At 66.2% G+C, this 21,066-nt stretch carries 19 protein-coding genes; 8 read left to right on the forward strand and 11 right to left on the reverse strand.

Annotated features, from left to right (window positions below; translation table 11 throughout):
* Positions 1-10 precede the first annotated feature (10 nt).
* Positions 11-856, forward strand: a complete 846-nt coding sequence (locus BAU07_RS25180; RefSeq protein ID WP_066663960.1) for an IclR family transcriptional regulator — start codon at positions 11-13, stop codon at positions 854-856.
* A 22-nt stretch (positions 857-878) separates the two neighbouring features.
* On the opposite strand, the gene BAU07_RS27285 is transcribed toward BAU07_RS25180, so the two are convergent.
* The gene (locus BAU07_RS27285; RefSeq protein ID WP_066663962.1) at positions 879-1,772 is read right to left on the reverse strand and encodes a LysR substrate-binding domain-containing protein; all 894 of its coding nucleotides are present in this window, start codon (positions 1,770-1,772) and stop codon (positions 879-881) included.
* A 166-nt stretch (positions 1,773-1,938) separates the two neighbouring features.
* Here BAU07_RS27285 and BAU07_RS25190 point away from each other — a divergent pair, with 166 nt between their 5' ends.
* The 4 genes from BAU07_RS25190 (at position 1,939) to BAU07_RS25205 (ending at position 6,472) form a co-directional block, all read left to right on the forward strand.
* The gene (locus tag BAU07_RS25190; protein ID WP_066663965.1) at positions 1,939-2,934 is read left to right on the forward strand and encodes a Bug family tripartite tricarboxylate transporter substrate binding protein; all 996 of its coding nucleotides are present in this window, start codon (positions 1,939-1,941) and stop codon (positions 2,932-2,934) included.
* Between the two features lie 40 nt (positions 2,935-2,974).
* On the forward strand, positions 2,975-4,342 hold the full coding sequence (locus BAU07_RS25195; RefSeq protein WP_066663967.1) for an MmgE/PrpD family protein: 1,368 nt from the start codon (positions 2,975-2,977) through the stop codon (positions 4,340-4,342).
* A gap of 155 nt (positions 4,343-4,497) precedes the next feature.
* Positions 4,498-5,466, forward strand: coding sequence for a Bug family tripartite tricarboxylate transporter substrate binding protein (locus tag BAU07_RS25200; protein ID WP_066663969.1), 969 nt, complete (start codon positions 4,498-4,500; stop codon positions 5,464-5,466).
* Positions 5,467-5,560: 94 nt separating this feature from the next.
* Complete coding sequence (locus BAU07_RS25205) at positions 5,561-6,472, forward strand: NAD(P)-dependent oxidoreductase (RefSeq protein ID WP_066663971.1); 912 nt, start codon at positions 5,561-5,563, stop codon at positions 6,470-6,472.
* A 134-nt stretch (positions 6,473-6,606) separates the two neighbouring features.
* Here the strand turns inward: BAU07_RS25205 and BAU07_RS25210 are convergent, their stop codons facing one another.
* From BAU07_RS25210 to BAU07_RS25230, 5 genes are all read right to left on the reverse strand, one after another.
* Entirely contained in the window at positions 6,607-7,575 is a 969-nt protein-coding gene (locus BAU07_RS25210; RefSeq protein WP_066663974.1) for a hypothetical protein, read from the reverse strand.
* Positions 7,576-7,868: 293 nt separating this feature from the next.
* On the reverse strand, positions 7,869-8,150 hold the full coding sequence (locus BAU07_RS25215; RefSeq protein ID WP_066663977.1) for a hypothetical protein: 282 nt from the start codon (positions 8,148-8,150) through the stop codon (positions 7,869-7,871).
* Positions 8,151-8,885: 735 nt separating this feature from the next.
* Positions 8,886-9,827 (reverse strand): LysR family transcriptional regulator, encoded by a 942-nt coding sequence (locus BAU07_RS25220; protein WP_066663980.1) that lies wholly within the window; start codon positions 9,825-9,827, stop codon positions 8,886-8,888.
* Between the two features lie 88 nt (positions 9,828-9,915).
* Positions 9,916-10,317 (reverse strand): cupin domain-containing protein, encoded by a 402-nt coding sequence (locus BAU07_RS25225; protein ID WP_066663985.1) that lies wholly within the window; start codon positions 10,315-10,317, stop codon positions 9,916-9,918.
* A 68-nt stretch (positions 10,318-10,385) separates the two neighbouring features.
* The gene (locus BAU07_RS25230) at positions 10,386-10,781 is read right to left on the reverse strand and encodes a carboxymuconolactone decarboxylase family protein (protein ID WP_066663986.1); all 396 of its coding nucleotides are present in this window, start codon (positions 10,779-10,781) and stop codon (positions 10,386-10,388) included.
* 377 nt (positions 10,782-11,158) lie between these two features.
* Between BAU07_RS25230 and BAU07_RS25235 the strand changes: the two genes are divergently transcribed.
* The 3 genes from BAU07_RS25235 to BAU07_RS25245 all read left to right on the forward strand — a co-directional run bounded on the left by BAU07_RS25235 (position 11,159) and on the right by BAU07_RS25245 (position 14,456).
* Positions 11,159-12,121 carry a Bug family tripartite tricarboxylate transporter substrate binding protein gene (locus tag BAU07_RS25235; RefSeq protein WP_066665734.1) on the forward strand — a complete coding sequence of 321 codons (963 nt, stop codon included), beginning with the start codon at positions 11,159-11,161 and terminating at the stop codon, positions 12,119-12,121.
* Between the two features lie 20 nt (positions 12,122-12,141).
* Entirely contained in the window at positions 12,142-13,620 is a 1,479-nt protein-coding gene (locus BAU07_RS25240; RefSeq protein WP_066663988.1) for an aldehyde dehydrogenase, read from the forward strand.
* Between the two features lie 113 nt (positions 13,621-13,733).
* Complete coding sequence (locus tag BAU07_RS25245; protein WP_066663990.1) at positions 13,734-14,456, forward strand: GntR family transcriptional regulator; 723 nt, start codon at positions 13,734-13,736, stop codon at positions 14,454-14,456.
* A gap of 195 nt (positions 14,457-14,651) precedes the next feature.
* Here the strand turns inward: BAU07_RS25245 and BAU07_RS25250 are convergent, their stop codons facing one another.
* The 5 genes from BAU07_RS25250 to BAU07_RS25275 form a co-directional block, all read right to left on the reverse strand.
* Positions 14,652-15,875, reverse strand: coding sequence for an ABC transporter substrate-binding protein (locus BAU07_RS25250; RefSeq protein ID WP_066663992.1), 1,224 nt, complete (start codon positions 15,873-15,875; stop codon positions 14,652-14,654).
* Between the two features lie 105 nt (positions 15,876-15,980).
* Positions 15,981-16,688, reverse strand: a complete 708-nt coding sequence (locus BAU07_RS25255; protein ID WP_066663993.1) for an ABC transporter ATP-binding protein — start codon at positions 16,686-16,688, stop codon at positions 15,981-15,983.
* Positions 16,681-18,768 carry a branched-chain amino acid ABC transporter ATP-binding protein/permease gene (locus BAU07_RS27625; protein WP_232338207.1) on the reverse strand — a complete coding sequence of 696 codons (2,088 nt, stop codon included), beginning with the start codon at positions 18,766-18,768 and terminating at the stop codon, positions 16,681-16,683. Before BAU07_RS27625 ends, BAU07_RS25255 begins: the two co-directional genes overlap by 8 nt.
* Positions 18,765-19,727, reverse strand: coding sequence for a branched-chain amino acid ABC transporter permease (locus tag BAU07_RS25270; protein WP_198168848.1), 963 nt, complete (start codon positions 19,725-19,727; stop codon positions 18,765-18,767). The genes BAU07_RS27625 and BAU07_RS25270 overlap by 4 nt, the downstream gene beginning before the upstream one ends.
* Positions 19,728-19,870: 143 nt before the next feature.
* Positions 19,871-20,614, reverse strand: coding sequence for an SDR family NAD(P)-dependent oxidoreductase (locus BAU07_RS25275; RefSeq protein ID WP_066663994.1), 744 nt, complete (start codon positions 20,612-20,614; stop codon positions 19,871-19,873).
* Between the last annotated feature and the right edge of the window lie 452 nt (positions 20,615-21,066).

Below are 21,066 nucleotides of genomic sequence, written 5' to 3' on the forward strand. Positions count from 1 at the left end.
GAATGGACATATGACGGATTCTGATACGCGGGACAACGACGGATCTTCCACGGGGGTCCTGCAGCGCGCGTTCACCGTGCTGCGGGTACTCGCCGACGCCAAAGGGGAAAAGCTGCGCCTGACGCAGATCGCGCAGCGCGCGGGGCTGGCGCCGGCCACCACGCACCGCGTCCTGCAGGCGCTGATCCAGGAAGACGCCGTGGAGCAGCCGCCGAACAGCAAGGCATACCAGCTCAGCGTAGCCTTCTATGCACTGGGTTCGGCCGCGGGCCGGCACCGCTCCAACCTGCGGGAGGTCTACCGTCCGTCGATGCTGCGCCTGTGCGGAATGCTGAGCGACACCATCTTCATCCTGGTGCGCCATGGCTTCGACGCGGTGTGCCTGGACCGTATCGACGGCCCCTTCCCGGTACGCTCGCATACCGGCGATATCGGGGGCCGCGTGCCGCTGGGCCTGGGCCAGGCCGGGCTGGTGCTGCTGGCGCGCCTGCCGCCCGCGGAACGCGAGGAAGTCATCCGCTTCAACATCCCGCGCCTGCACCACCTTGGCTTCATCGACGAGATCTCCATGCGGGTGCGGATCAAGGAATGCCTGGAAAGCAACTATGCCTACAGCACCGGCCCAGGCCTTTTCCCCGGCATCGCCGGCCTGTCCGTCCCCATCGAGGACCGTAACGGCGACACCGTCGCCGCGCTCAGCGTGGCCGCGCCGGCGGAACGGCTCAGTGGCGAACGCCTGCCCTTGATCGTGGAGATGCTGCACAAGGAGGCCCGCGCCATCGGCGCGCAGGTCAATCCCTATGACCCGGCCTTGCGGCGGCCGAACCAGTTCCTGGGCACCGGCAATCGCGAGTGAAGGCCGGCTTTGGCGGCCTTCGCTATCCCCGGTCCGCGCAGGTGGATCCGGCCAGCGACTTCACCCACGCCGAGAAGTCGGCGTAGGGCCGCAGCTCCATGGTGCCTGGCGCGCTGACCAGGTAATAACCTTCGCCGCTGCGCAATGCCGCGGTCAGGGGATGGACCAGCACCCCGCGTTCGATCTCGTCCCACATATAGGCCTGCTGCGTCAAGGCAATGCCCACGCCCTGCACGGCCGCCTGCAGGCACAAGGCGGCATTGGCCAAGGGCAGCAGGCGCGCCTGTTCCGTCGGCAGGCCGGCGGCGGCCAGCCAGGCGTCCCAACTGGTGGGCGCGATCATGGAATGCAGCAGCTTGTGCGCCAGCACGTCGCGCGGCGAGCGGATGGCCGGCGCCAGCGCGGGCGAGCAGGCGGGCACCAGCACATCGTCGAACAGGCGCTCCGCGTGCGTGCCGGGCCACCGTCCATGGCCGCGCCGCACCACGAAGTCGGCATCGTCCAGGCCGACATCGTCCGCGCGCGTGACGGTGGCCACTTCCAGGTCGATGTCGGCGTGCAGCGCATAGAACCCGGCCAGCCTCGGCATCAGCCACTTGATGGCGAAGCTGGGAATCACCTTCAGCCGGATGCGCCGCGTCTTGCCGCGCGACCGGGCCTCGTCCACGGCTTCTTCGACACGGTCGAACAACTCGGCGACCCGCAAGGCCAGTTGCAAGCCGCTGGGCGTCAGGACGGCCTCGCGTCCCGTCTTGCGGCATAGCCGTGTATCGAGCGCGGCCTCCAGCGCCCGAAGCTGGTGGCTTACCGCGCCCGGCGTCACATGCAGCCGTTCGGCGGCGCGACCGACGCCGCCGGCGCGATGCACCGCGTCCAACACCCGCAGGGGTCCCAGGATATTGCGCAGCTTGTGCATGGATGTCTCCGTCCGCCCGCATTCATTGTTGAGCCTGGCTAAAGAAACGCCAAAGAATTTCGCATGACGTCCGCTGGACCGCCACCTATAGTCGTGTTCCGGGCGACAACAATTCTCAACGCTCGGAACCCATCGGTGTATCGGGAACATCCAGGAGGAGACCACCATGCGCGTTCCCTTTTTGCGCCGCGGCGCCGCCATTGCGGCCGTCGCCCTGCTGCTCGGTCCGGCCGCGGTCCGTGCCCAGGACGCCTATCCGACGCGGCCCTTGAAAATGATCGTTCCCTACGCCGCGGGCAGCGCGGCCGATACGCTGTCGCGCGCCGTCACCAACCAGCTGGCGAGCCAGCTGGGCCAGGCCATCGTCGTGGAGAACAAGGGGGGTGCGGGCGGCACCATCGGTACGGTGGACATCGCCCGCGCACAGCCGGATGGCTACACCATCGGCCTGGCTGCCCAGGGCACCATGATTACCAACCAGGCGCTGTACGCAAAACCCGGCTATGACTCGTTGAAGGACTTCACGCACATCGGATTGATGGCGAACATCGCGAATGTGCTGGTCGTCGCGCCGGATTCTCCCTATGGCAACGTGGGGCAGCTCGCCGCGGCGATCAAGGCCGCGCCCGCCAACAAATTCAGCTATTCCTCCAGCGGAGTGGGCACCAGCCATCACATCGCCGGGGTCGTATTGGGGCAACAGCTGAACAAGCCGCTCATGCATGTGGCCTACACCGGCGCGCCGCAAGGCATGGTGGCCATCATGTCGAAGGAAGTCGACATGGGCCTGTACAACATTCCGGCGGCGATCGGGCTGATACGCGGCGGCAAGCTGAAGGCCCTGGCCGTCACCAGCCTGCAGCGTTCGCCGCTGCTGCCCGATGTGCCGACCCTCGACGAGAGCGGAATGAAGGGATACGAGGTCACCCTGTGGTTCGGCCTGATCGCGCCCGCCAACGTTCCGCAGGACCGCGTCGCGCGCCTGCACCGGGAACTGGACGCCGCGCTGGGCAATCCTGCCCTGCGCACCAAGCTGACCGAGCAGGGCTTCGACATGGCGCCGGTGCCGCTGGCCTCGTCGCGGGATTTCTCCGCGCTGATCCGCAGCGACCTGGAAAAGTGGCCACCCATCATCAAGGCACTGGGTGCGACGGCGCAATGAACGCGCGGCCGCGCCGGACAGACTCCCAAGGGGAATAAGCATGACCATCACGCAGGATCTGGCGCGCCACGCCGTGGCGACGCCGGCATCGGCCATCCCGCCGCTGGCGCTCGAACACGCCAAGATGAGCGTGGCGAGCACCATCGCAAGCGCCTCCATGGGTTACGACATCCCGTCCGCCCGCATGGTCCGCGAACTCGAAGCCGCCGATGGCGGCAGCGCGCAGGCCACGGTGTGGTTCCAGGGCGGCCGCCAGCCTGCCTCGCGCGCCGCCCGTGTCAATGCGGTGGCCAGCGACGCGGCCGCCTCGGACGACAGCGACCTGCGCAGCATCGCCCATATCGGCACCATCGTCTGCACCACCTCGCTGGCGCTGGCCGAACGACTTGGCCGCTCCGGCCGCGCGGTACTGGAGGCGATGGTACTGGGCTATGAAGTCGCCGGCCGCATCGACGAATCCCTGACACCGGGCCGCATGCAGCGCGGTTTCCATGGATCCGTATCGACCGTATTCGGCGCGACGGTGGCTGCCGGGCGCTTGCTGGGCCTGGACGTGAAGGCCATGACGCACGCGCTGGCGCTGGCGGCCAGTTCCGCCAGCGGCATGGCGGTCGCGGCCGACACCAGTTGCGCCCGCGAATACCATGCCGGCCTGGCCGCCATGCTGGGCATCCAGGCGGCGCTCGCCGCGCACGCCGGCTTCGAGGGCGACGCGACCATCCTGGAAACACCCCGCGGCTTCCTGGACGCCATGGGCGGACAGGCACGCGAGGACATCACTCGCGACTTCGGCGCCAGTTGGGACATCGTGACCGATATGGCGATCAAGCTGATGCCGGGCGCCCATCCTTTCCATGCCGTGGCCGAGGCGGCGGCGACCGCAGCACGGCAAGGCGGCGTGGATCCCGCGTGCGTCGACCGCATCGTCATCTCCGCCGCCGTGCAGCACACCAGCTTCGCGGGCGAGCCGCATCCGCGCAATCTCGTGGAAGCGGCGCACAGCCTTCCCTATTTCGTGGCGGCGTCCGTTGTCGAACGCGGCTTCGGCTGGGACAACCTGAGCGAAGCGAAGATGCGCGACTCGGTCATCGACGCCTTGCAGGACAAGGTGCAATACGACCCGAACCCTGCGCCGCTGCCCGACCGGTTTCCCCATCGCCACGGCGGCGGCGTCGCCATATGGATGAAGAACGGCGAAGTGCACTCGGCGACCTGCCAGGCGCCGCGCGGCGCCGGCTCGCGCGGCATCGAGTGGGCCGACGTCGATGCGAAGTACCGGCACCTGGCGCCCCGCGCCGGGCTGGATCAAGGCCAGATCGAACGCAGCCTGCATGCCATCCATGACCTGGACCATATGGATGATGTTGCCGGACTGTTGCAAGGACTGACCCTGCCCGCGCGGCGCTAGGCGCTATGCCGAAAATCGGCACTCTGGTATGCCGATGGTGGAGGGTGTCGGGCCATGCCGCGTGGCTAGTATTGGTTCACACCCGGCCAGGACACGTGCCTGGACCGGTCAAGCAAGCGTAGGCACAAACCTACCGACACCACCAGGAGACAGACATGTTGCGATTCCTTATCGGCTGCGCCGCCGCGTTGCTGCTCGGCGGGCCAGCCCGGGCCGACACCTTTCCTTCCCGCCCCATCGTGATGATCGTCGCGGTCGCGCCGGGCGGCACGCTGGACGCACTGGCGCGCCAGATTGCCAGCGGGCTGACGACCAAGCTGAACCAGTCCGTCGTCGTGGAAAACACCACGGGCGCGGGTGGACTGATCGGCTACCAGCGCCTGATGAAATCCGAACCCGACGGCTATACGCTGATGTTCAGCAATATGTCGCTGGCCATCATCCCGCAGCTCTATCCCAGCGCCCATGTCGACCCGGTGCGGGACCTGTCGCCCATCGGAACGGTGGCGACGGTGCCCATGGTGCTTTCGGTGAGCAACAAGAGCGGGATCACGAGCCTGCCCGACATGCTCAAGCGCATGCGTTCGGGCGGTCCCAAGCTGAACTTCGGTTCGGGCGGTCCCGGCACCACCGCGCACCTCGCGGAAGGCCTGTTCCTGAATATCTCCAAGACGCAGGGCGAACTGATCCAGTACCGCGGCTCCGGTCCGGCGTTGTCCGACCTGATGGCGGGCACCATCGACGCCGTCATCGACCAGACGGTCACGATGATGCCGCTGCACCAGGACAAGCGCATCCGCGCGATCGCGGTGTCCACGCCGCAGCGCCTGCCGCAAATGCCGGACGTGCCCACTTTTGCCGAAGGGGGGTTGCCGGCCTTCAACCTGGCGATCTGGAACGGCGTGGTGGCGCCAAAGGATACGCCCAAGCCGGTGGTGGACAAACTGGCGAGCGCGCTGTCGGCAGTCCTGGACAGTCCCGAGTACAAGGCCAGGATCGACCAGCTCGCGGCCCGTATTCCGTCGGCGGCGGAGCGCGGCCCGGCGCCGTTCGCCGCCCTGCTGGCCAAGGACACCAAGGAGGTCGCCACGCTGGCGCAGCAGATCGGACTGACCCCGCGCTGAGAGATCCCCCGGCCATCATGGCGAGCGCTCGCGTGCGACCGTAGCACCGGCCGGGAGTGGGGTCCGGGATTTACTTTCTTCCATCGGAGTCATCATGCAATCGCAGAGCTATGGATTCATCGGATTGGGCAATATGGGCGGGCCCATGGCGGGGCGCCTGCTGGACGCGGGCTTCTCCCTGGCGGTCTACGACACCAACGCCGCGTCGGTTAAGGCGCTGGCGGACAAGGGCGCCCGGGCTTGCGGCAGTGCACGCGAGGTGGCGGACGCGACGGAAACCATTTTCCTTAGCCTGCCCACGCCGGAAATCGTGCAGCACGTCGCCACCTCGGCGGACGGGCTGCTGGGCGGCGGCAAGGTCAAGCGCGTGGTGGACCTGTCGACCATCGGTCCACGCGTGGCGCGCCAGGTCGGTGCGTTGCTGGCCAAGCGCGGCATCGTCTATGTGGACGCGCCGGTCAGCGGCGGCGTAGGCGGCGCGCGCGCCGGCACGCTCGCCGTCATGGCGGCGTGCCCGCAGGCGGACTACGACGCGCTGCTGCCGGTGCTGCGGCATTTCGGGCCGGTGTTCTACCTGGGCGGCGAAGCCGGAATGGGACAAAGCATGAAGCTCGCCAACAACCTGATGTCGGCGTCCGCCGTGGCCATTACCTCAGAGGCGATGGCCATGGGCGTGAAGGCGGGCTTGGATCCGAAGGTCATGCTGGACGTGATCAACGCGGGATCCGGCCGCAATACGGCCAGCCAGGACAAGTTCCCGAAGGCGGTACTGACGGGCACTTTCGATATCGGCTTCGCGGCGCGCCTGGCCTACAAGGACGTGCGGCTGTGCGTGGACGAAGCCGAGGCCATCGGCGTACCGATGGTGGTGGGGTCGGCCGTGCGCGAGATGCTCGTGATGACGCACGCGATGTGCGGTGAAGACGCGGATTTCACGCATATCGCGCGGATGGTGGAGATGATCAGCGGAACCGCGATCCGGCAACGGAAAGACTCGTCGGGATGAAAATCGGTTGATGCACGGATCGGCGGCGCGGCGCGGGGTGCTGTCCTCGCGGTACGGCCAGCGCGCCGCATTTCCTTTTGCGCTGGCCGCCACCGGCCTACGAGCGGACGGAGTTCCGCATCGATGGGACTCCTTTATTGCGGCGGAGGTTGAACGGCCTGGTCGTCCGCATAGAAGTGGAAACTGAATTCGTCAGTGCTGCTCGCGGGTGTTTTGATTTTGATTACCGGGACAAATTCCCCGGTCTGCGCGTAGTAGGCTTGCTGGTCCGTCCGCGCATTTGTCCAGCCCTCGGTGTTCGGCTCACCGACATAGAAGAAAGACTGGATGGGAAGCTGCTTGTTCCAGCTCTTGTCCCACACCGCGATGCGAAGCTCATTATGGTCCTGGAAAGCCGTATTACCCAGCAGTTTCATCGCGGCGATCATCTGCATGAACGCATCCGCCGGCTGGGCACTTTGGGTCAGGTTCATGTCGAACCCGCATTGATATAGCTTGGGGTTGCTGTATGTCGACGCCTGGTAATGCGTCATCCACTGCTGTGCGGTGGTGATGCCCTGTTGCTGGCATATTTGCCCTGCGGCCCCTCCATCGGGTTCGTTATTGGGCTTGCCACACCCGATAGGCGCACCCCGATGGTCTGTCCATCCATCGAGCGGGAAGGCACATTCCACCTTCAACAGGTATTTTCGGTCGGTGCCCCGATACACATATGCGCCGGTGGTGGGATATAGCGTGAATCCGCTACTCTTCCCGGCCACGAAAGAACCGAACTTGGAATCCTTGCGAATGTACGAAAAAGACACCCCGCCATCCTGTTCGTCGGCCGGGGACGGATTCCAGGAGTTATAGCCATTGCCCGGCGCGGCCGCGCGTATGATGATGCCGGAGCAGTAGAACGCAGGCAGCGTAACGCCGTTCGTCTTTCCGCAGCTCTGCGTATTGCCGTCGTCGTAATAAAGGCTGGTCATGTCGCTCGCCGTATGCGCGGTAGCGTGCACTTTCGCCTTCGTTGCCGTCCCTCCTTCATCCTTCGCATGCGCCCACGGCGCGGCCACGAGCAGGGACAACGCGAGCACGGCATTGCCTGAATGGAATCTCATAGGGCTCTCCCAAGTCCGTCATAAAAAAGCTGGAACGCCGCGAAGGCGACGACAGAGCGCGGATCTCCCGATGGAGAATCCACCCTGTGCAGCCATCCTTGCCCATCGCATCGATGCCAACTTTTTCCTGAGAGACCATCCCTTTTGATATGCGACCCGTTGCATGTATGGGATGCGTATCGAATTGCAGCCGCGGTTCCCCTGCGTGTGCACGCCAGACCCCATAAACAAAAACGGCGGCGCCCCAGGGGCGCCGCCGGCGGCCGGCGGTCCATCTGCCGCATGACGCAACACTAGGTCTTGAGCGGTTGGACGGCCTGGTCGTCGTCGTAATAGTGGAAGCTATAGTCCTCGCTATGGGTCGCCGGTATCTTTACCTTTATGACCGGCACGAACTCGCCCGTCGCGTTGTAGTAGTCCACCTGGTCCTTCCGCGCGTTCGTCCATCCCTGGCCTTTGTCCGCGCCGACGTACCAGTAGGACTGGATCGGCACCTCGGCATTCCAGGATTCGGGCCAGACCGCCATTCGAAGCTCGATATGGTTGGCAAAGCCCGCCGCGCCCAGCTTTTGCAACGCGGGGGGTCTCCCAAGATATCGAGATCGCGCTGCAAGGCCGCAAATGGGCCCTTCCCGATCCGCCGCCACCATGCAGGCGAACACGCGCCCAGCCACCTTATCGCTACGCGCCGACAGCCCCTTTTACGGGCGAGCATTTCCTTTTGATATCCCGCCCTCTCACCCGGCACCCGAGCGCATGCCAAGCACACATGCCAAAGTGAACCCGCGCATCCCAAGCGCGCACGCCAAAGTCCGGCCTCCACGTATCCCAGGCACCCCAGCCAAAGTGCGCCCTCCGCGTATCCCAGGCATGTAAGCCGAAGAGCGGCCCCCGCGGGCCGCTCTTCAGCGGGCGCGCACCACTCTTCCACCACCCCCCGCTGTGCAGCGCAGCGGCAAGAACCCAGACGTAGGCAGCGGCCGTGGATTGAAGATGCCGCAGTCCGGCGGGGTAGTCGCCTGCCGGGGACGGCCCGTAGAGGGCGAACGAGCGGATGCCGTAGGAAGCCGAGCCGGCAACCCATCAAAAAGAACCCCGGCAGCGAGCGGCCGGCGGACGAGGCCAGCGAAGTGGTCTGCGGCGCCCGCGCGCCGCAGCGCCCGACCGGGACGGCCACGGCAGGCGACTACCCCGCCGGACGCCCCAAACACACCAACCGATGCCAGCAACCTCAGCCAGGCCACCAACCCATCGGACAAGCCAGGAAAACCAGATAGAGCCCGCGACCGACCCAACGACCACCTCGGCCTTTACGAAAACACCCCGGCATCAGGCGCCCATCGCCCCCGATCGATCAAATCATGCAGTTGCCGACGCAATATCGTCCGCAACATCCGCACCGCCTTCGTCGACGGACGCTGCGTCGACGTCGCGATAACCAGCGACCGCGTGATCCCCGGCTGCACGATCCGCCATATCCGCATCCGGCCCTGCGCGATCTGCGGCGCCACGCATGCATACGACAGCACCGCGTAGCCCAGCCCGCTCTCCACCAGCTGCAACATCGCATGCATGGCGTCCACTTCCATCTCCACGTTCGGCTCCAGCCCCAACGCGGACAGCGCCTCGTCCACCAGCACCCGTACGCCGTGCGGCCGTCCTGGAAGAATCATGGGAATGCAGCTCAGGCGCGCCGCCTGCACCGGCCCCCTGCCCACGCCCGCGGGATCGTCGCGCGGTCCCAGCAGGAACAGTTCGTCCTTCAGCAAGGCCTCCGCACGCAGCGAAGCGATATTCAGCCGTGGCGCGTCGTACAGAATCGAAATATCGGTCAGGCCCGCCCCCAGCCATTCGAGCACGTGGCCGCTATAGCCTTCCATGAACTTCAGCGATATGCCCGGCATCGCCCGCCGGAACGCCTGGATCAGCGGCACGGACAGCACGGCGGAAATCGACGCCGGCATACCGATCACCACCGGCCCCTGCTGCGTCGCGCTGGACGCCTTCACCGCCTTCACGGCGGTGTGCGTATTTTCAACAATGCCGCGGGCGTACTGCTCCAGCAGCGCCCCGGCCTCCGTCAGCAGCACCCCGCGCCCGGTGCGGTGAAACAGCGCCACGCCCAGTTCCCGCTCCAGGGCCTTGACGCGCCTGCTCAGGATAGGCTGGCTGATCGACAAACGCATCGCCGCCCGCGAGTACGCCCCCGCGTCGGCGATACCAATGAACATTTCGAGCTGTCGCAGTTCCATCGACCGGCCCCGCCCTGATGGAAATTCGCCGTGCGGCCTAGCGCCGTGTCGGCAGGGACGCGGGATGCCGCCATCCCGCGACGCCGCTTCAGCTTGCCGCGCCGATACGCGCTGTAGGGTAGTCCGCGTCCGCCACGGCTTCTTGCCAGACACTCTTGCCGATCGACGTCGCCACATGGACCATGTAGGTGTCCACCGCGGCGCCGTGCCAATGCCGCTCATCGGGCGGAATCCACACCACATCGCCCTGCCGGATCATCTGCGGCTCTCCGCCGTCGGTGCATATCCATCCGCGCCCCGCGGTCACCTGCAGCACCTGCCCATGCTCATGGGTGTGCCAGAAGGTTCGGGCGCCCGGCGAGAAAAACACATTGTTGATCGTCACATTGTCCGTGGTCGGCATGATGGGATCCGCCCACACCGTTCCCGTGAAGGTGGGACCGCGTGCTTCCGAGGCGACGCCTTCTGCCCTGCCATGAAAAACCTTCATTACCTGTCTCCTGTTTCTTGCTAGCGGAAGCCGGCACAAGCGGCGCGCGCGCCGGCTGACGATGGACCTCAGCCGCGCGCGGCCTCGGCTTCATAGGCGGCAATGGCCTCGCTCGCCACGCGGAAGGCAGCCAGCGCCAAGGGCACGCCGCAATAGATGGCGGCCTGCATCAGCACCGCGCGGATCTCGTCCTTGGTGACGCCGTTACGCAAGGCGCCTTTCACATGCGCGGCCAGTTCGTGGTGCTGGCTCATCGCCGTGAGCATGGCCAGGTTGATCAGGCTGCGCGTCTTGAACGGCAGCGTGGGATCGCTCCATATCTCGCCCCAGCAGTACTCGGTGACGAGTTTCTGCATGGGGCGGTTGAAATCGTCCGCCGAGTTCCAGGATTTTTCGACATGCGCCGCGCCGAGCACGTCCTTGCGGTTCTGGAAACCCTTCTCGAAAAGTTCGTCGTTAGCCATCGCTGTGTTTTCCTTTGACAGGCGCGACTCGCGCCGACATGTGCCGCTATCCCCATGGCGTCGTGGCGCATAGAGCCGACGCGGTTTAGTGCCGATCATACAATCTGTCAATCATATAGTAAATGCCACGGAGACGATTTTTCGCGCATGCGCGATGCCCGCCTCGTTCAATTGGCCCGGCTAGGGTTATCACTAGCCAGCAGCCGCGAAGCACGGTGATACAGTCATACAATCATAACGACATAAAAAAACGCGCTTCGCGATGTGAGCGAGGCAACATCCACCCCGCACTGGAGGAGGAGCCGACGGATATGCGGCGTCCCGGCATCGCAGCGCGCCGTGACATGGCCGGGTGTCCGAGGGCGTCCGCGATCATCATGAAGAAATCGGCATCGACTCTTGCCGCGCTGCTATGCGGCCTGCTTTTCAACGCCCATGCAATGGCGGACTATCCGGACCGTGCGCTGCGCATGGTGGTGCCTTTCGGGGCGGGGGGTGGCGTGGATGCACTGGCGCGGCCGCTGGCCAAGGAACTGGGCGAGATCCTGGGCCAAAGCGTGATCGTCGAAAACAAACCCAGCACCAATGGCCAGATCGGCATGACCGAGGTCGCGCGGGCGGAGCCGGACGGCTACACCATGGTGATGAGTTCCGCTGCGTATGCGATTACGCCGGCCTTCTACCATGACCTGCCCTATAGCGTGGTCAAGGACTTCGCGCCGGTGACCATCCTGGCGTCCAATCCCCTGGTGCTGGTCGCGTCGACAAAGTTCCAGGCATCGACCGTCGCCGATATGATCGCCATGGCGCGCGCGCGCAGCGGCTCCGTCAACTTCGCGGCCCCCGGCAATAGCGGCGTGCATTACCTTGCGGCGGAACTGCTGGGCAGCGTGGCCGGGGTCAAGTGGACCAGCGTTCCCTACAAGGGCGCGGGACCGGCCTTTCCGGACCTGATCAGCGGCCAGGTCGACGTGATGTTCGACAATCCCGCGTCGTCCCTGCCTTTCGTGCAATCCGGACGCCTGAAGCTGATCGCCACGACAGGCCAGAAACGACTGGCCGCAGCCGGCAATGCGCCGACCATCGCCGAGACGCTACCCGGTTTCGACGCGGCGAACTGGTTTGTCCTGGCCGTCCCGGCCGGCACGCCGCAGGCCCGCATCCAGAAACTTTACGACGCCAGTGTGCGGGCCATGAAGCAGCCGGCGATCGTCGAATTCATGAACCGCAACGGCATTGCCCCCATACTCGACTCCCCGCCGGAGGCCGCGCGCTACATACGCGCCGAGGCCGACAAATGGCGCGGGGTGGTCAAGGACAACGGCTTGTCGGTGCAGTGAGATAGAAAGGGAGAGCAACCATGCAGGATTACCAGATGCTGTGCGACGGCAAGTGGATAGACGCGGCGGACGGCCGCTGGCTCGAATCCTACGACCCGTATACCGGCAAACCGTGGGCGCGCGTGCCGCAAGGAGGGCCGCAGGACATCGATCGTGCCGTCGAATCGGCGCGCCGCGCCTTCCACGACCCTGCGTGGCGCGACATGACGCCCACCGCGCGCGGCGCCCTGCTGCGCAAGCTGGGCGACCTGGTGGCCCGCGACGCCGACAACCTGGCCGCCATCGAGACCCGCGACAACGGCAAGCTGATCTCCGAGATGCGCGGCCAGCTGCGTTATATGCCGCAGTGGTACTACTACTTCGGCGGACTGGCGGACAAGGTGGAAGGACGCGTCATTCCCATCGACAAGGCGGACTGCTTCAACTTCACCCGCGAGGAGCCGCTGGGCGTGGTCGCCGCGATCACGCCATGGAATTCCCCGCTGCTGCTGGCGACCTGGAAGCTGGCGCCGGCCCTGGCGGCGGGCAACACCGTGGTGTGGAAGCCTTCCGAACATTCGACGGTGTCGGCCCTGGTCTTTGGCAGGTTGTTCGAGGAAGCGGGCTTTCCGCCCGGTGTCGTCAACATCGTCAGCGGCCTCGGCAGCGAGGTCGGTGAAAAGCTGGTCACCCATCCGGACGTTGCCAAGGTGGCCTTCACGGGCGGCGACCAGACGGGCCAGCACGTGTACGAAATGGCCGCGCGCGGGATCAAGCCGGTCACCCTGGAACTGGGCGGGAAGTCGGCCAACATCGTGTGCGCGGATGCCGACCTGGACAATGCGGTCAAGGGCGTGGTCTCCGGCATCTTCGCCGCGACCGGGCAGACCTGCATCGCGGGATCGCGGGCCCTGGTGCACCGCGACGTGCACGATGCCTTCGTGGAGAAGCTGACGGCCTTCGCCCGTACGGCCCGCATGGGCGACCCTGCGCAGCCGCAGACGCAGATCGGCCCGGTGACCACACGCGCCCAGATGGCGAAGATCCTGGACTATATCGAGGTGGCGCGCGCCGGCGGCGCGCGATGCCTGCTGGGCGGCGCGGCGGCCGACCGTCCTGAATGCGGCGAAGGCTGGTTCGTCGAGCCGACGATCTTCAGCGAAGTACGGCCCGATATGCGTATCGCCCAGGAAGAAGTCTTCGGTCCGGTACTGTGCATCATTCCCTTCGGCGACGACGAGGAAGCCCTGCGCATCGCCAACGACACCCGCTACGGCCTGGCCGCCGGGCTCTGGACGCGCGACATGGGCAGGGCGCTGAACCTGTCGCGCCGCCTGGAGGCCGGCACTGTGTGGGTGAACACCTACCGCGCCACCAGCTTCATGTCGCCGTTCGGGGGTTATAAGCGGTCGGGCATCGGGCGCGAAAGCGGCCTGTCGGCCATGCGCGAATATCTGCAGGAGAAAAGCGTCTGGATAAGCACGGGCGGCGACGTGCCCAATCCTTTCGTCATGCGATAGGCATTCATGCAACATCGGGCGGCCGGCTTGACGATGCATCGGGGAAAACGGCACGGGAGCAGTTAAAATGCACGACATCGCCGTTATCCGGCCAGCCATTTCAAAAGAACCGCATGAAAGCCGTTGCCGCGCCTGAAGGCGATTTCAAAGTGCCGCGTGCCGCCTCGGTGCTGCGGCACAGCGTTACCGAAAGCATACGCAACGCCATCCTGGTGGGCCGTTTCCGGCCGGGAGAGCGCCTGCCCGAGCGCGAACTGTGCGAAATGACCGGCGTCAGCCGTACCCTGGTACGCGAAGCCTTGCGCCAGCTGGAGTCCGAAGGGCTTATCCACGTCATACCGCACCGCGGCCCCGTGGTCGACCGCCTGCTGCCCGAACAGGCCGAAGGCATCTACCAGGTACGCGAGGAACTCGAAGGCCTGGCGTGCCAGCTCTTCGCGGAACACGCGAGCGAAGCCCAGCGCAAGGCCCTGCAGGAAGCCTTCCAGGCCCTCAAGCGCGCCATGACGCACGGCACCGCGCTGGAACGACTGACGGCCAAGAATTTCTTCTACCAGCAGCTTCTGGACGGCGCCGGCAACGAGGCGCTGACGACCACGCTGCGGCTGCTGAACTCGCGGGTCATGCTGCTGCGTTCGACCTCCATGCAGGCGCCCGGGCGCGCCAGGAAAAGCGTCGCCGAACTGGCCGACGTCATGGAAGCCGTGGCTGCGCGCGACGGCAAGGCGGCCCGCAAGGCCGGCAGCCTGCACGTGCGCAATGCCGCCAAGGTCGCCATCGAAGTCCTGCGCCAGGCCAACGACGCGGCGCTGGAAGAATCCTCCGCCGCGTCCTGAACGACCGCGGCCCGGCTGCTATCTTCGCACCCGATCGGCCGCTGGCAAGCGTGGCCCGCGCCGCGCCCGCCTGGCCTCCCGCTTCTCTCAGGCCCTGCCCCGTTGCAGGATCGTCAGGCTCGAGATCGGGCCGGGAATGTGGCCCCTTCGAAGGGCCACGGGCCCCGCTCCATGGCGGGATGGCACGGCAGCGCGTCAGCGCTTGCCTGGCCAGATCGGCTTGGCGATGGCCAGGGCTTCGGGGAAGACCGTGACCGGCACGCCGTTCTGCCACTGGATGATGGTCAACGAGGCGCCCAGGCGGTGGCCGGCTTCGTCGAACTTCAGTTCGCCGCCCGGGAAATAAGGAGTCGGCCCTTCGTTCAACTCGCGCATCGCCCGCGCCACGGATTCGCGGTCCGCCTTGCCGGCCTTTTCAAGGGCGGCCTTGATGATCCACATGTCGCCGTAGGTCGATATGGCGTTCTGCGTCATCCAGGGTTCCTTGTATTCGGTCTTCATGCGCTCGATCAGCCCTTCCTGGCCCTTGGCGCCCCAATTGGCCACCGCGGACATCACGCCGTTCAGCAACTGCGGACTGACGGTATTCAGCACATCGGGCTCCGCAATGGCGATGCCGAATGAAATCACCGGAACGCGCACGTTGGTCTCGTTCATCTTCTCCAGGATGAGCTTGGCGTCGGAGATCACGGTCGGCAGGAAGAACACCAGGTCAGGCCGGCGCGAACGCACGCGCTGGATCAGCGAGGACGCATCGGACAGGGGCGGGGTGAAGGTCTCGTCCACCACCAGCTCCAGATTGTTCTTCTGCAGCAGACCGTCCTTCATCGCCTTGACCGACGACAGGGATGCCGCGGTATTGTCGGTCAGGATGGCGACCGTCTTGGGCCGCTTGCCCGAGGCCTTTTCGGCCAGGTCCAGGATGATCGGCAGGGCGATTTCCGCTTGCCGTCCCGCGGTCGCGGAGGTCTGGAAGATGTACTTGAAGCCGCGCGACGTGATCTGGTCGGAATACGACAAGGTCAACATGGGCAGCTTGGCGCGTTCGGTGACCTCGGTCACGGCCAGTGTGAATGAGCTCAGGTAGGCGCCAGTCCCGGCGACCAGGTCGGGGTAGTCCGCCACCATGCGCTGCGCGGCGCTCTTGGCCTTTTCGGTCGAGTCGCCAGAATCGACGACGACCAGCTTCAGCGGCGCGCCGCCCAGGGCCTTGATGCCGCCCTGCGCATTGATGTCCTTCACCGCCATTTCGGCGCCCATGCGCATGACCTGGCCCGGCCGCGCATACAGGCCGGACATCGGCGCGATCAGGCCCACGCTGACAGGGGTCGGTTCCGCCGCGTGCGCGGGCACGCCGGCAAGCAGCAGGCCCGCCACGGCCGCCGCGCCGAACAGGCGCGGGAGTGTCTGGATCTTCATGGTGTCTCCTCCGGTTGTCCGCGTGCGCGGACGGTTCTTCTGCGGGTTCTTCTGCGAATTCCTTGCGATGCTGCGGCTTGCCGGTGACTGCCCGCCGCGCCGGGTTCACATACCCAGGTAGGCGCGGCGCACGCGGTCGTCGGCCTGCAGGGTTTGATGGGTGCCGGCCAATACCACCCTGCCGGTCTCCAGCACATAGCCGTGGTCGGCGAACTGCAGCGCTTCGGCCACCCGCTGCTCCACCAGCAGAATGGTCAGGCCGGCGTCGCGCCGTATGTCCATCAAGCGCTCGAAAATGAAATCCGCGATGGCCGGCGACAGCCCCATCGAGGGTTCGTCCAGCATCAGCAGGCGCGGCGACGAGGCCAGGCCGCGGCCGATCGCCAGCATCTGCTGCTCACCGCCGGACAGCGTGCCCGCGAGCTGCCGCGCGCGCTGCGGCAGCACGGGAAACCATTCGTAGATGCGCGCCATGTTGCGCTGCCAGTCACGCCGGCCCGCCGCCGTATACGCGCCCATCTCCAGGTTTTCCTGCACCGTCATGGAAGCGAAGACCTGCCGGCCTTCGGGCACATGCGCGATGCCCAGGTGCGGCCGTTGCGCCGGCGGCACCGCCAGCAGGTCGCGGCCATCGAAACGGATCGCGCCGGACATCGCCGCCACCGTTCCGGATATCGTCTTGAACAAGGTGCTCTTGCCCGCGCCGTTCGGTCCGACGATGGACACGAACTCGCCAGCCTCGACCTGGATCGATATGTCATGCAGCACCGGCAGCGCCGCGTAGCCCGCCACGAGTCCCTGGATTTCAAGCATGCTTGGCGCTCCACTTCTTGCCCAGGTAGGCCTCGACCACACGCGTATCGTGCGTGATGGACGCCGGATCCCCCACCACCAGCACTTCGCCGTGGTCCAGCACCACGAACTGGTCGACCAGCCGCACCATGGCCTGCATGGTGTGTTCGATGATGACGATGGTCATGCCCTGCGCGGACAGCGCACGGATGACCGCCAGCACGTCCTCCACCTCGTCGTGCCCCAGCCCGGCCAAAGTTTCATCCAGCAGCAGCAGGTCGGGCTGGCCGGCGAGCGCACGGGCCAGTTCCATCAGCCGCAGCTGGCGTGTCGTCAGCGTCGAGGCCACCTGGTCCGCGCAATCGCTCAGGCCCACCCGCTGCACGGCTTCCGTGGCCAGCGCGCGCGCATGCGCCTCGTTGTCCGCCTTGACGTAGGCGCCCACTTGCACGTTCTGGCGCACGGTCAGCCGCATGAACGGCCGCATCACCTGGAAGGTCCGGCCCACGCCGGCGGCGCACAGCAGGTGCGGCTTGCGGCCCGCCATGTCGGTGCCCTTGACCAACACGCTGCCGGTATCCGGCTTCAGGAAACCGTTGAGCAGGTTGAAGAGCGTGGTCTTGCCGGCCCCGTTCGGGCCGATGATGCCCAGGATCATGCCGCGGCGCACGCTGAAGCTGACATTGCGCACCGCCTGCAACCCACCGAAGCTGCGCGACACATTGCGCACGTCAAGGATGATGTCCTGGCCGGTGTCCTGCGTGCCCGTACGGGGCAAGGCGCCAACGGCCGGCGCACGCGGCGTGGCGGCGTCCGTGCCGGAGGCGCCGCCCGGCATGCCCTGGCGGCCCAGGGCCGCAAGGGTGGCCGCGCCTTCGGACGCCGGCATGGTCTCGAAAGCCATGGGCACGAAGGCGGCCGCGCCGTCGGCCATGCCGCAGAGGGCCGCCATGCCGGGTGCGGCGGTGGCGCCCGCCGGCGCCGGCGCAACCGATGTGGATGCGGACGCGGATGACGCGGCGACGGGCGTGGCTGGTCCCGCCGGGGGTGGGGTCAAGCCTGCGGCCGGCCGGGGGGGGTTCGCCGACGTGGCCGCTGCCGTGCCGTGCCCGGCGGCCTGGGCCGGCGCGGCCGTGCCGCCCGCTCCCCGCGCCAGGCGCCTGCGGAGGATATCCCGCGTCTTCCAGAACACCCCTTCCGGCGCCGCCAGGATCACCGCGATGATGGCCACCCCCAGGATCACGCCCTGTATCCCCGGGTACCGCGCGCCGAGTTCGGCGTGAAGGATTTCGCCCAGGGGCACCAGGATCGCCGCGCCGATGATGGGCCCCCATACGGTGCCGACGCCGCCGAACATGGTCACCGTCAAGGCCTGCGCCGATACCAGCATGCCGAACACGGAGACTGGCGTCACGACCAGCAGCACCACGGCATAGAACGCGCCCGTCGCGCCGGCGATGGCCCCGCTCAGCGCAATGGCCTTCAGCTTCCAGCGCAGCGTATCGATGCCCGCCGCTTCGGCAGCCGCCTCGTTCTGCTTGATCGCGATCAGCGCCATGCCGAAGCGTGTCCGCTCCACATAGCGCGTCACCAGCACGAACAGCACCAGCATGGCCATCGCCACCACGGTATACATGCCGGGGTTGGAAAACTGCATGTAGGCCGCCGCGTTCTCCCGCTTCATGGGGAAAGTCACTTCCTGGTAGCCCAGCCACTCGAATACATAGAGCAGCGCCAGCGGATAGGCCAGCATCGCCAGGGCGAAGTAGTGTCCACGCAAGCGGAAGGTCGGCAGGCCGACCAGCAGGCCGGCGGCGGCGCCGATCAAGGCCGAAACCGGGATCATCAGCCACGGCGTCAGGCCCAGATATATCTGGCCCAGCACTGCCGCGTAGGCCCCGAGCCCGAAGAACGCCGCATGCCCGAAGGACACCAGCCCGGTGTACCCGCTAAGCATGTTCCAGGACAGGCCGAAGCATGCCCATACCAGGACCAGCGTGAAGATCAGTTGATGATAGGTGTTGTCGACCAGCAGGGCGGCGGCCAGGTAGGCCACGGCCAGCGCCGACAACAGCAGGGGATTGCGCCAGCGCCCGTTCATGTCCGCTCCGCCACACGGCCGAAGAGCCCCTGCGGACGCAGGGTCACGATCAGCAGGAAAAATACGAAAATGGCCGCGTTCTGCAGCTGCGTGGGCAGCACCAGCGCCGACAACTGCTGCACCAGCCCGATCACCATTCCGCCCCAGAACGCGCCGGAGATGCTACCCATGCCGCCCAGCACCACGCCGGCGTACATGATGATGACGAACTCCAGGCCCACGAAGGGATGGAAAGGAAAGTTCGTGGCCAGCAGGCCGCCCGCCAGCGCCGTCACGCAGGTGCCCAGGGCGAAGGCGATCCGATAGGCGCGGTTCACGTCTATCCCCATGTACGACGCCGCCACGGGATTGTCCGCCGCCGCCCGCAGCGACTTGCCCAGCCGGCTGCGGTTGACCAGCGCGACCAGAAGCAGGATCGCGACCACGCAAATCAGCGCCGCGATACCGCGGCCTTCGTTGACGAATATGCTGACGAAATCGCCCCACAGCGGCCCGATCTCCCAGGCGCTGCTCGACAACGGCGTGCGTATGGACACCAGTTGCGGGCCGAAGACCATCATGCCGCCGTTCTGCAGGATCAGCGCGATGCCCAGCGTCAGGATCAGTTGCGCGTAGTGCCCCTCTCCTTCCAGCGCGGCCGTCTTGCCGCCCGTCACCCGCGAGATCAGCAGCCGGTGCGCCAGATAGCCGACCAGGAACATCACGGGTACGGTCAGCAGGATGGACAGATAGGCGCCCAGCGGCGATCCGGCCAGCACATGAGCGCCCAGCGCGATGAAGAAGAAGTAGGCGACGTACATGCCCAGCATCATGAAATCGCCCTGGGCGAAATTGATGACGCGCATGATGCCGAATATCATCGCCAGGCCCACGCACATCAGGCCGTACAGCGCGCCCACCAGCAGCCCCGCGGCCAGGGCCTGGAGGAAAGCCTCCAGCTGTATCTGAAGTTCTGTCATCGCGTCTCCTCGCAGCAACGCGTTATCTCTTATGGGCGCGGGGATCGCCATGGGCGTCCCGCGTCTTGTCTACCGCATGCAGCTATCCGCGCTATTCCGCCATTCGGCCATTGCGGCGCGCCTGGCCCTGAGGGCTGGCGCCGTCAATAGCCCGCGATGGTCAGCGCGCCGTCCACCTTCAAGGTGACGCCGGCGATCGTCGCGCCGTCGTCGGAAGCCAGGAAGACGGCGGCCGCCGCGATTTCCTGGCCCGTGGGCAGGCGCTTGAGCGGCGTGCGCTGGCGCCGGGTCTCCCACCCCTGCGCGTCGATCACCGAGCTGGCGCCCGGCGTAATGACAGGGCCTGGCGCCAGGGCATTGACGCGGATGCCATGCCCGCCCAGTTCCACGGCCTGTTGCCGCGTAAGCGTATCGAGGGCGCCCTTGATGGCGCTGTAGACAGCCGCGTGCTTGATGGAGATGGATACCGCCACGGAGGACAGGTTGATGACCGCGCCGCCCCCGCGTGCGATGAGGTGCGGCGTGGCGGCCTGCAGACTCCACAGCGCTCCCTTCAGGCCCACGTCGATCATCTTGTCGACCGCGTCCTCGGGCATCTCGGCCAGCGGCGCGTAATAGAAGTAGGCGGCGTTATTGACCAGGATGTCCAGCCCGCCGCAGCCGGCCACGAAACCGTCCACCGCCCGCCGGACCGCGGCGCGGTCGGAGACATCGCACACCAGCGCCGTGGCGCCGGGAATCTCCTGCGTCGCCTGCGCCAACAGGTCGCCATTGTTGTCCAGCAGGCCGACGCGCGCGCCTTCGCGTGCGAACGCGGCCGCGATTTCCCTGCCTATGCCGCCGGCGCCGCCCGTGACCACGGCCGCCTTGCCTTCGAGTCTGCCCATGTCTGCTCCGCCTCGTGTCCAGCCTTGCTGCCACGCACGCATAACCTGCGGGACGGCCGCTCCGGCTTACTTATCGTATTAGTTGATGATTGTATTATTGCATTCTCGATTAGACAACCACAGGGTATTCCCTGGGCGGTACATGAATTCCATTCATGTCCGACGTGAGGAATGTGAGTTGGATTTGCGCAGACGAATGCCGGAACATAGCGCCATGAAGCGCCGGCCCCAGGGGCTGGAGAAACCTGGAGACAAAATGCTCGCGAAGCGCCGATATCTCGTCTATGCCTCCTTGTTCCTGATGAACACGGCCAATTACGCCGACCGGACGAATCTCTCCGTGGCGGAACTCGCATTTCGGCATGACGGCCGGGCCGGTCATGGCGAAGACGATTGCGGAGATTATCCGGGGCGAAGCGCCGTCTATCGATATAGGCGCATTTTCGTCGACG

Source organism: Bordetella flabilis, assembly GCF_001676725.1.
GTDB classification, from domain to species: domain Bacteria; phylum Pseudomonadota; class Gammaproteobacteria; order Burkholderiales; family Burkholderiaceae_B; genus Bordetella_C; species Bordetella_C flabilis.

Excerpts from the sequence above, each read along its gene's own strand:
- BAU07_RS25180 (WP_066663960.1), top strand. The coding sequence starts at position 11 with ATGACGGATTCTGATACGCGGGACAACGACGGATCTTCCACGGGGGTC.
- BAU07_RS27285 (WP_066663962.1), bottom strand. The coding sequence starts at position 1,772 with ATGCACAAGCTGCGCAATATCCTGGGACCCCTGCGGGTGTTGGACGCG.
- BAU07_RS25190 (WP_066663965.1), top strand. The coding sequence starts at position 1,939 with ATGCGCGTTCCCTTTTTGCGCCGCGGCGCCGCCATTGCGGCCGTCGCC.
- BAU07_RS25195 (WP_066663967.1), top strand. The coding sequence starts at position 2,975 with ATGACCATCACGCAGGATCTGGCGCGCCACGCCGTGGCGACGCCGGCA.
- BAU07_RS25200 (WP_066663969.1), top strand. The coding sequence starts at position 4,498 with ATGTTGCGATTCCTTATCGGCTGCGCCGCCGCGTTGCTGCTCGGCGGG.
- BAU07_RS25205 (WP_066663971.1), top strand. The coding sequence starts at position 5,561 with ATGCAATCGCAGAGCTATGGATTCATCGGATTGGGCAATATGGGCGGG.
- BAU07_RS25210 (WP_066663974.1), bottom strand. The coding sequence starts at position 7,575 with ATGAGATTCCATTCAGGCAATGCCGTGCTCGCGTTGTCCCTGCTCGTG.
- BAU07_RS25220 (WP_066663980.1), bottom strand. The coding sequence starts at position 9,827 with ATGGAACTGCGACAGCTCGAAATGTTCATTGGTATCGCCGACGCGGGG.
- BAU07_RS25225 (WP_066663985.1), bottom strand. The coding sequence starts at position 10,317 with ATGAAGGTTTTTCATGGCAGGGCAGAAGGCGTCGCCTCGGAAGCACGC.
- BAU07_RS25230 (WP_066663986.1), bottom strand. The coding sequence starts at position 10,781 with ATGGCTAACGACGAACTTTTCGAGAAGGGTTTCCAGAACCGCAAGGAC.
- BAU07_RS25235 (WP_066665734.1), top strand. The coding sequence starts at position 11,159 with ATGAAGAAATCGGCATCGACTCTTGCCGCGCTGCTATGCGGCCTGCTT.
- BAU07_RS25240 (WP_066663988.1), top strand. The coding sequence starts at position 12,142 with ATGCAGGATTACCAGATGCTGTGCGACGGCAAGTGGATAGACGCGGCG.
- BAU07_RS25245 (WP_066663990.1), top strand. The coding sequence starts at position 13,734 with ATGAAAGCCGTTGCCGCGCCTGAAGGCGATTTCAAAGTGCCGCGTGCC.
- BAU07_RS25250 (WP_066663992.1), bottom strand. The coding sequence starts at position 15,875 with ATGAAGATCCAGACACTCCCGCGCCTGTTCGGCGCGGCGGCCGTGGCG.
- BAU07_RS25255 (WP_066663993.1), bottom strand. The coding sequence starts at position 16,688 with ATGCTTGAAATCCAGGGACTCGTGGCGGGCTACGCGGCGCTGCCGGTG.
- BAU07_RS27625 (WP_232338207.1), bottom strand. The coding sequence starts at position 18,768 with ATGAACGGGCGCTGGCGCAATCCCCTGCTGTTGTCGGCGCTGGCCGTG.
- BAU07_RS25270 (WP_198168848.1), bottom strand. The coding sequence starts at position 19,727 with ATGACAGAACTTCAGATACAGCTGGAGGCTTTCCTCCAGGCCCTGGCC.
- BAU07_RS25275 (WP_066663994.1), bottom strand. The coding sequence starts at position 20,614 with ATGGGCAGACTCGAAGGCAAGGCGGCCGTGGTCACGGGCGGCGCCGGC.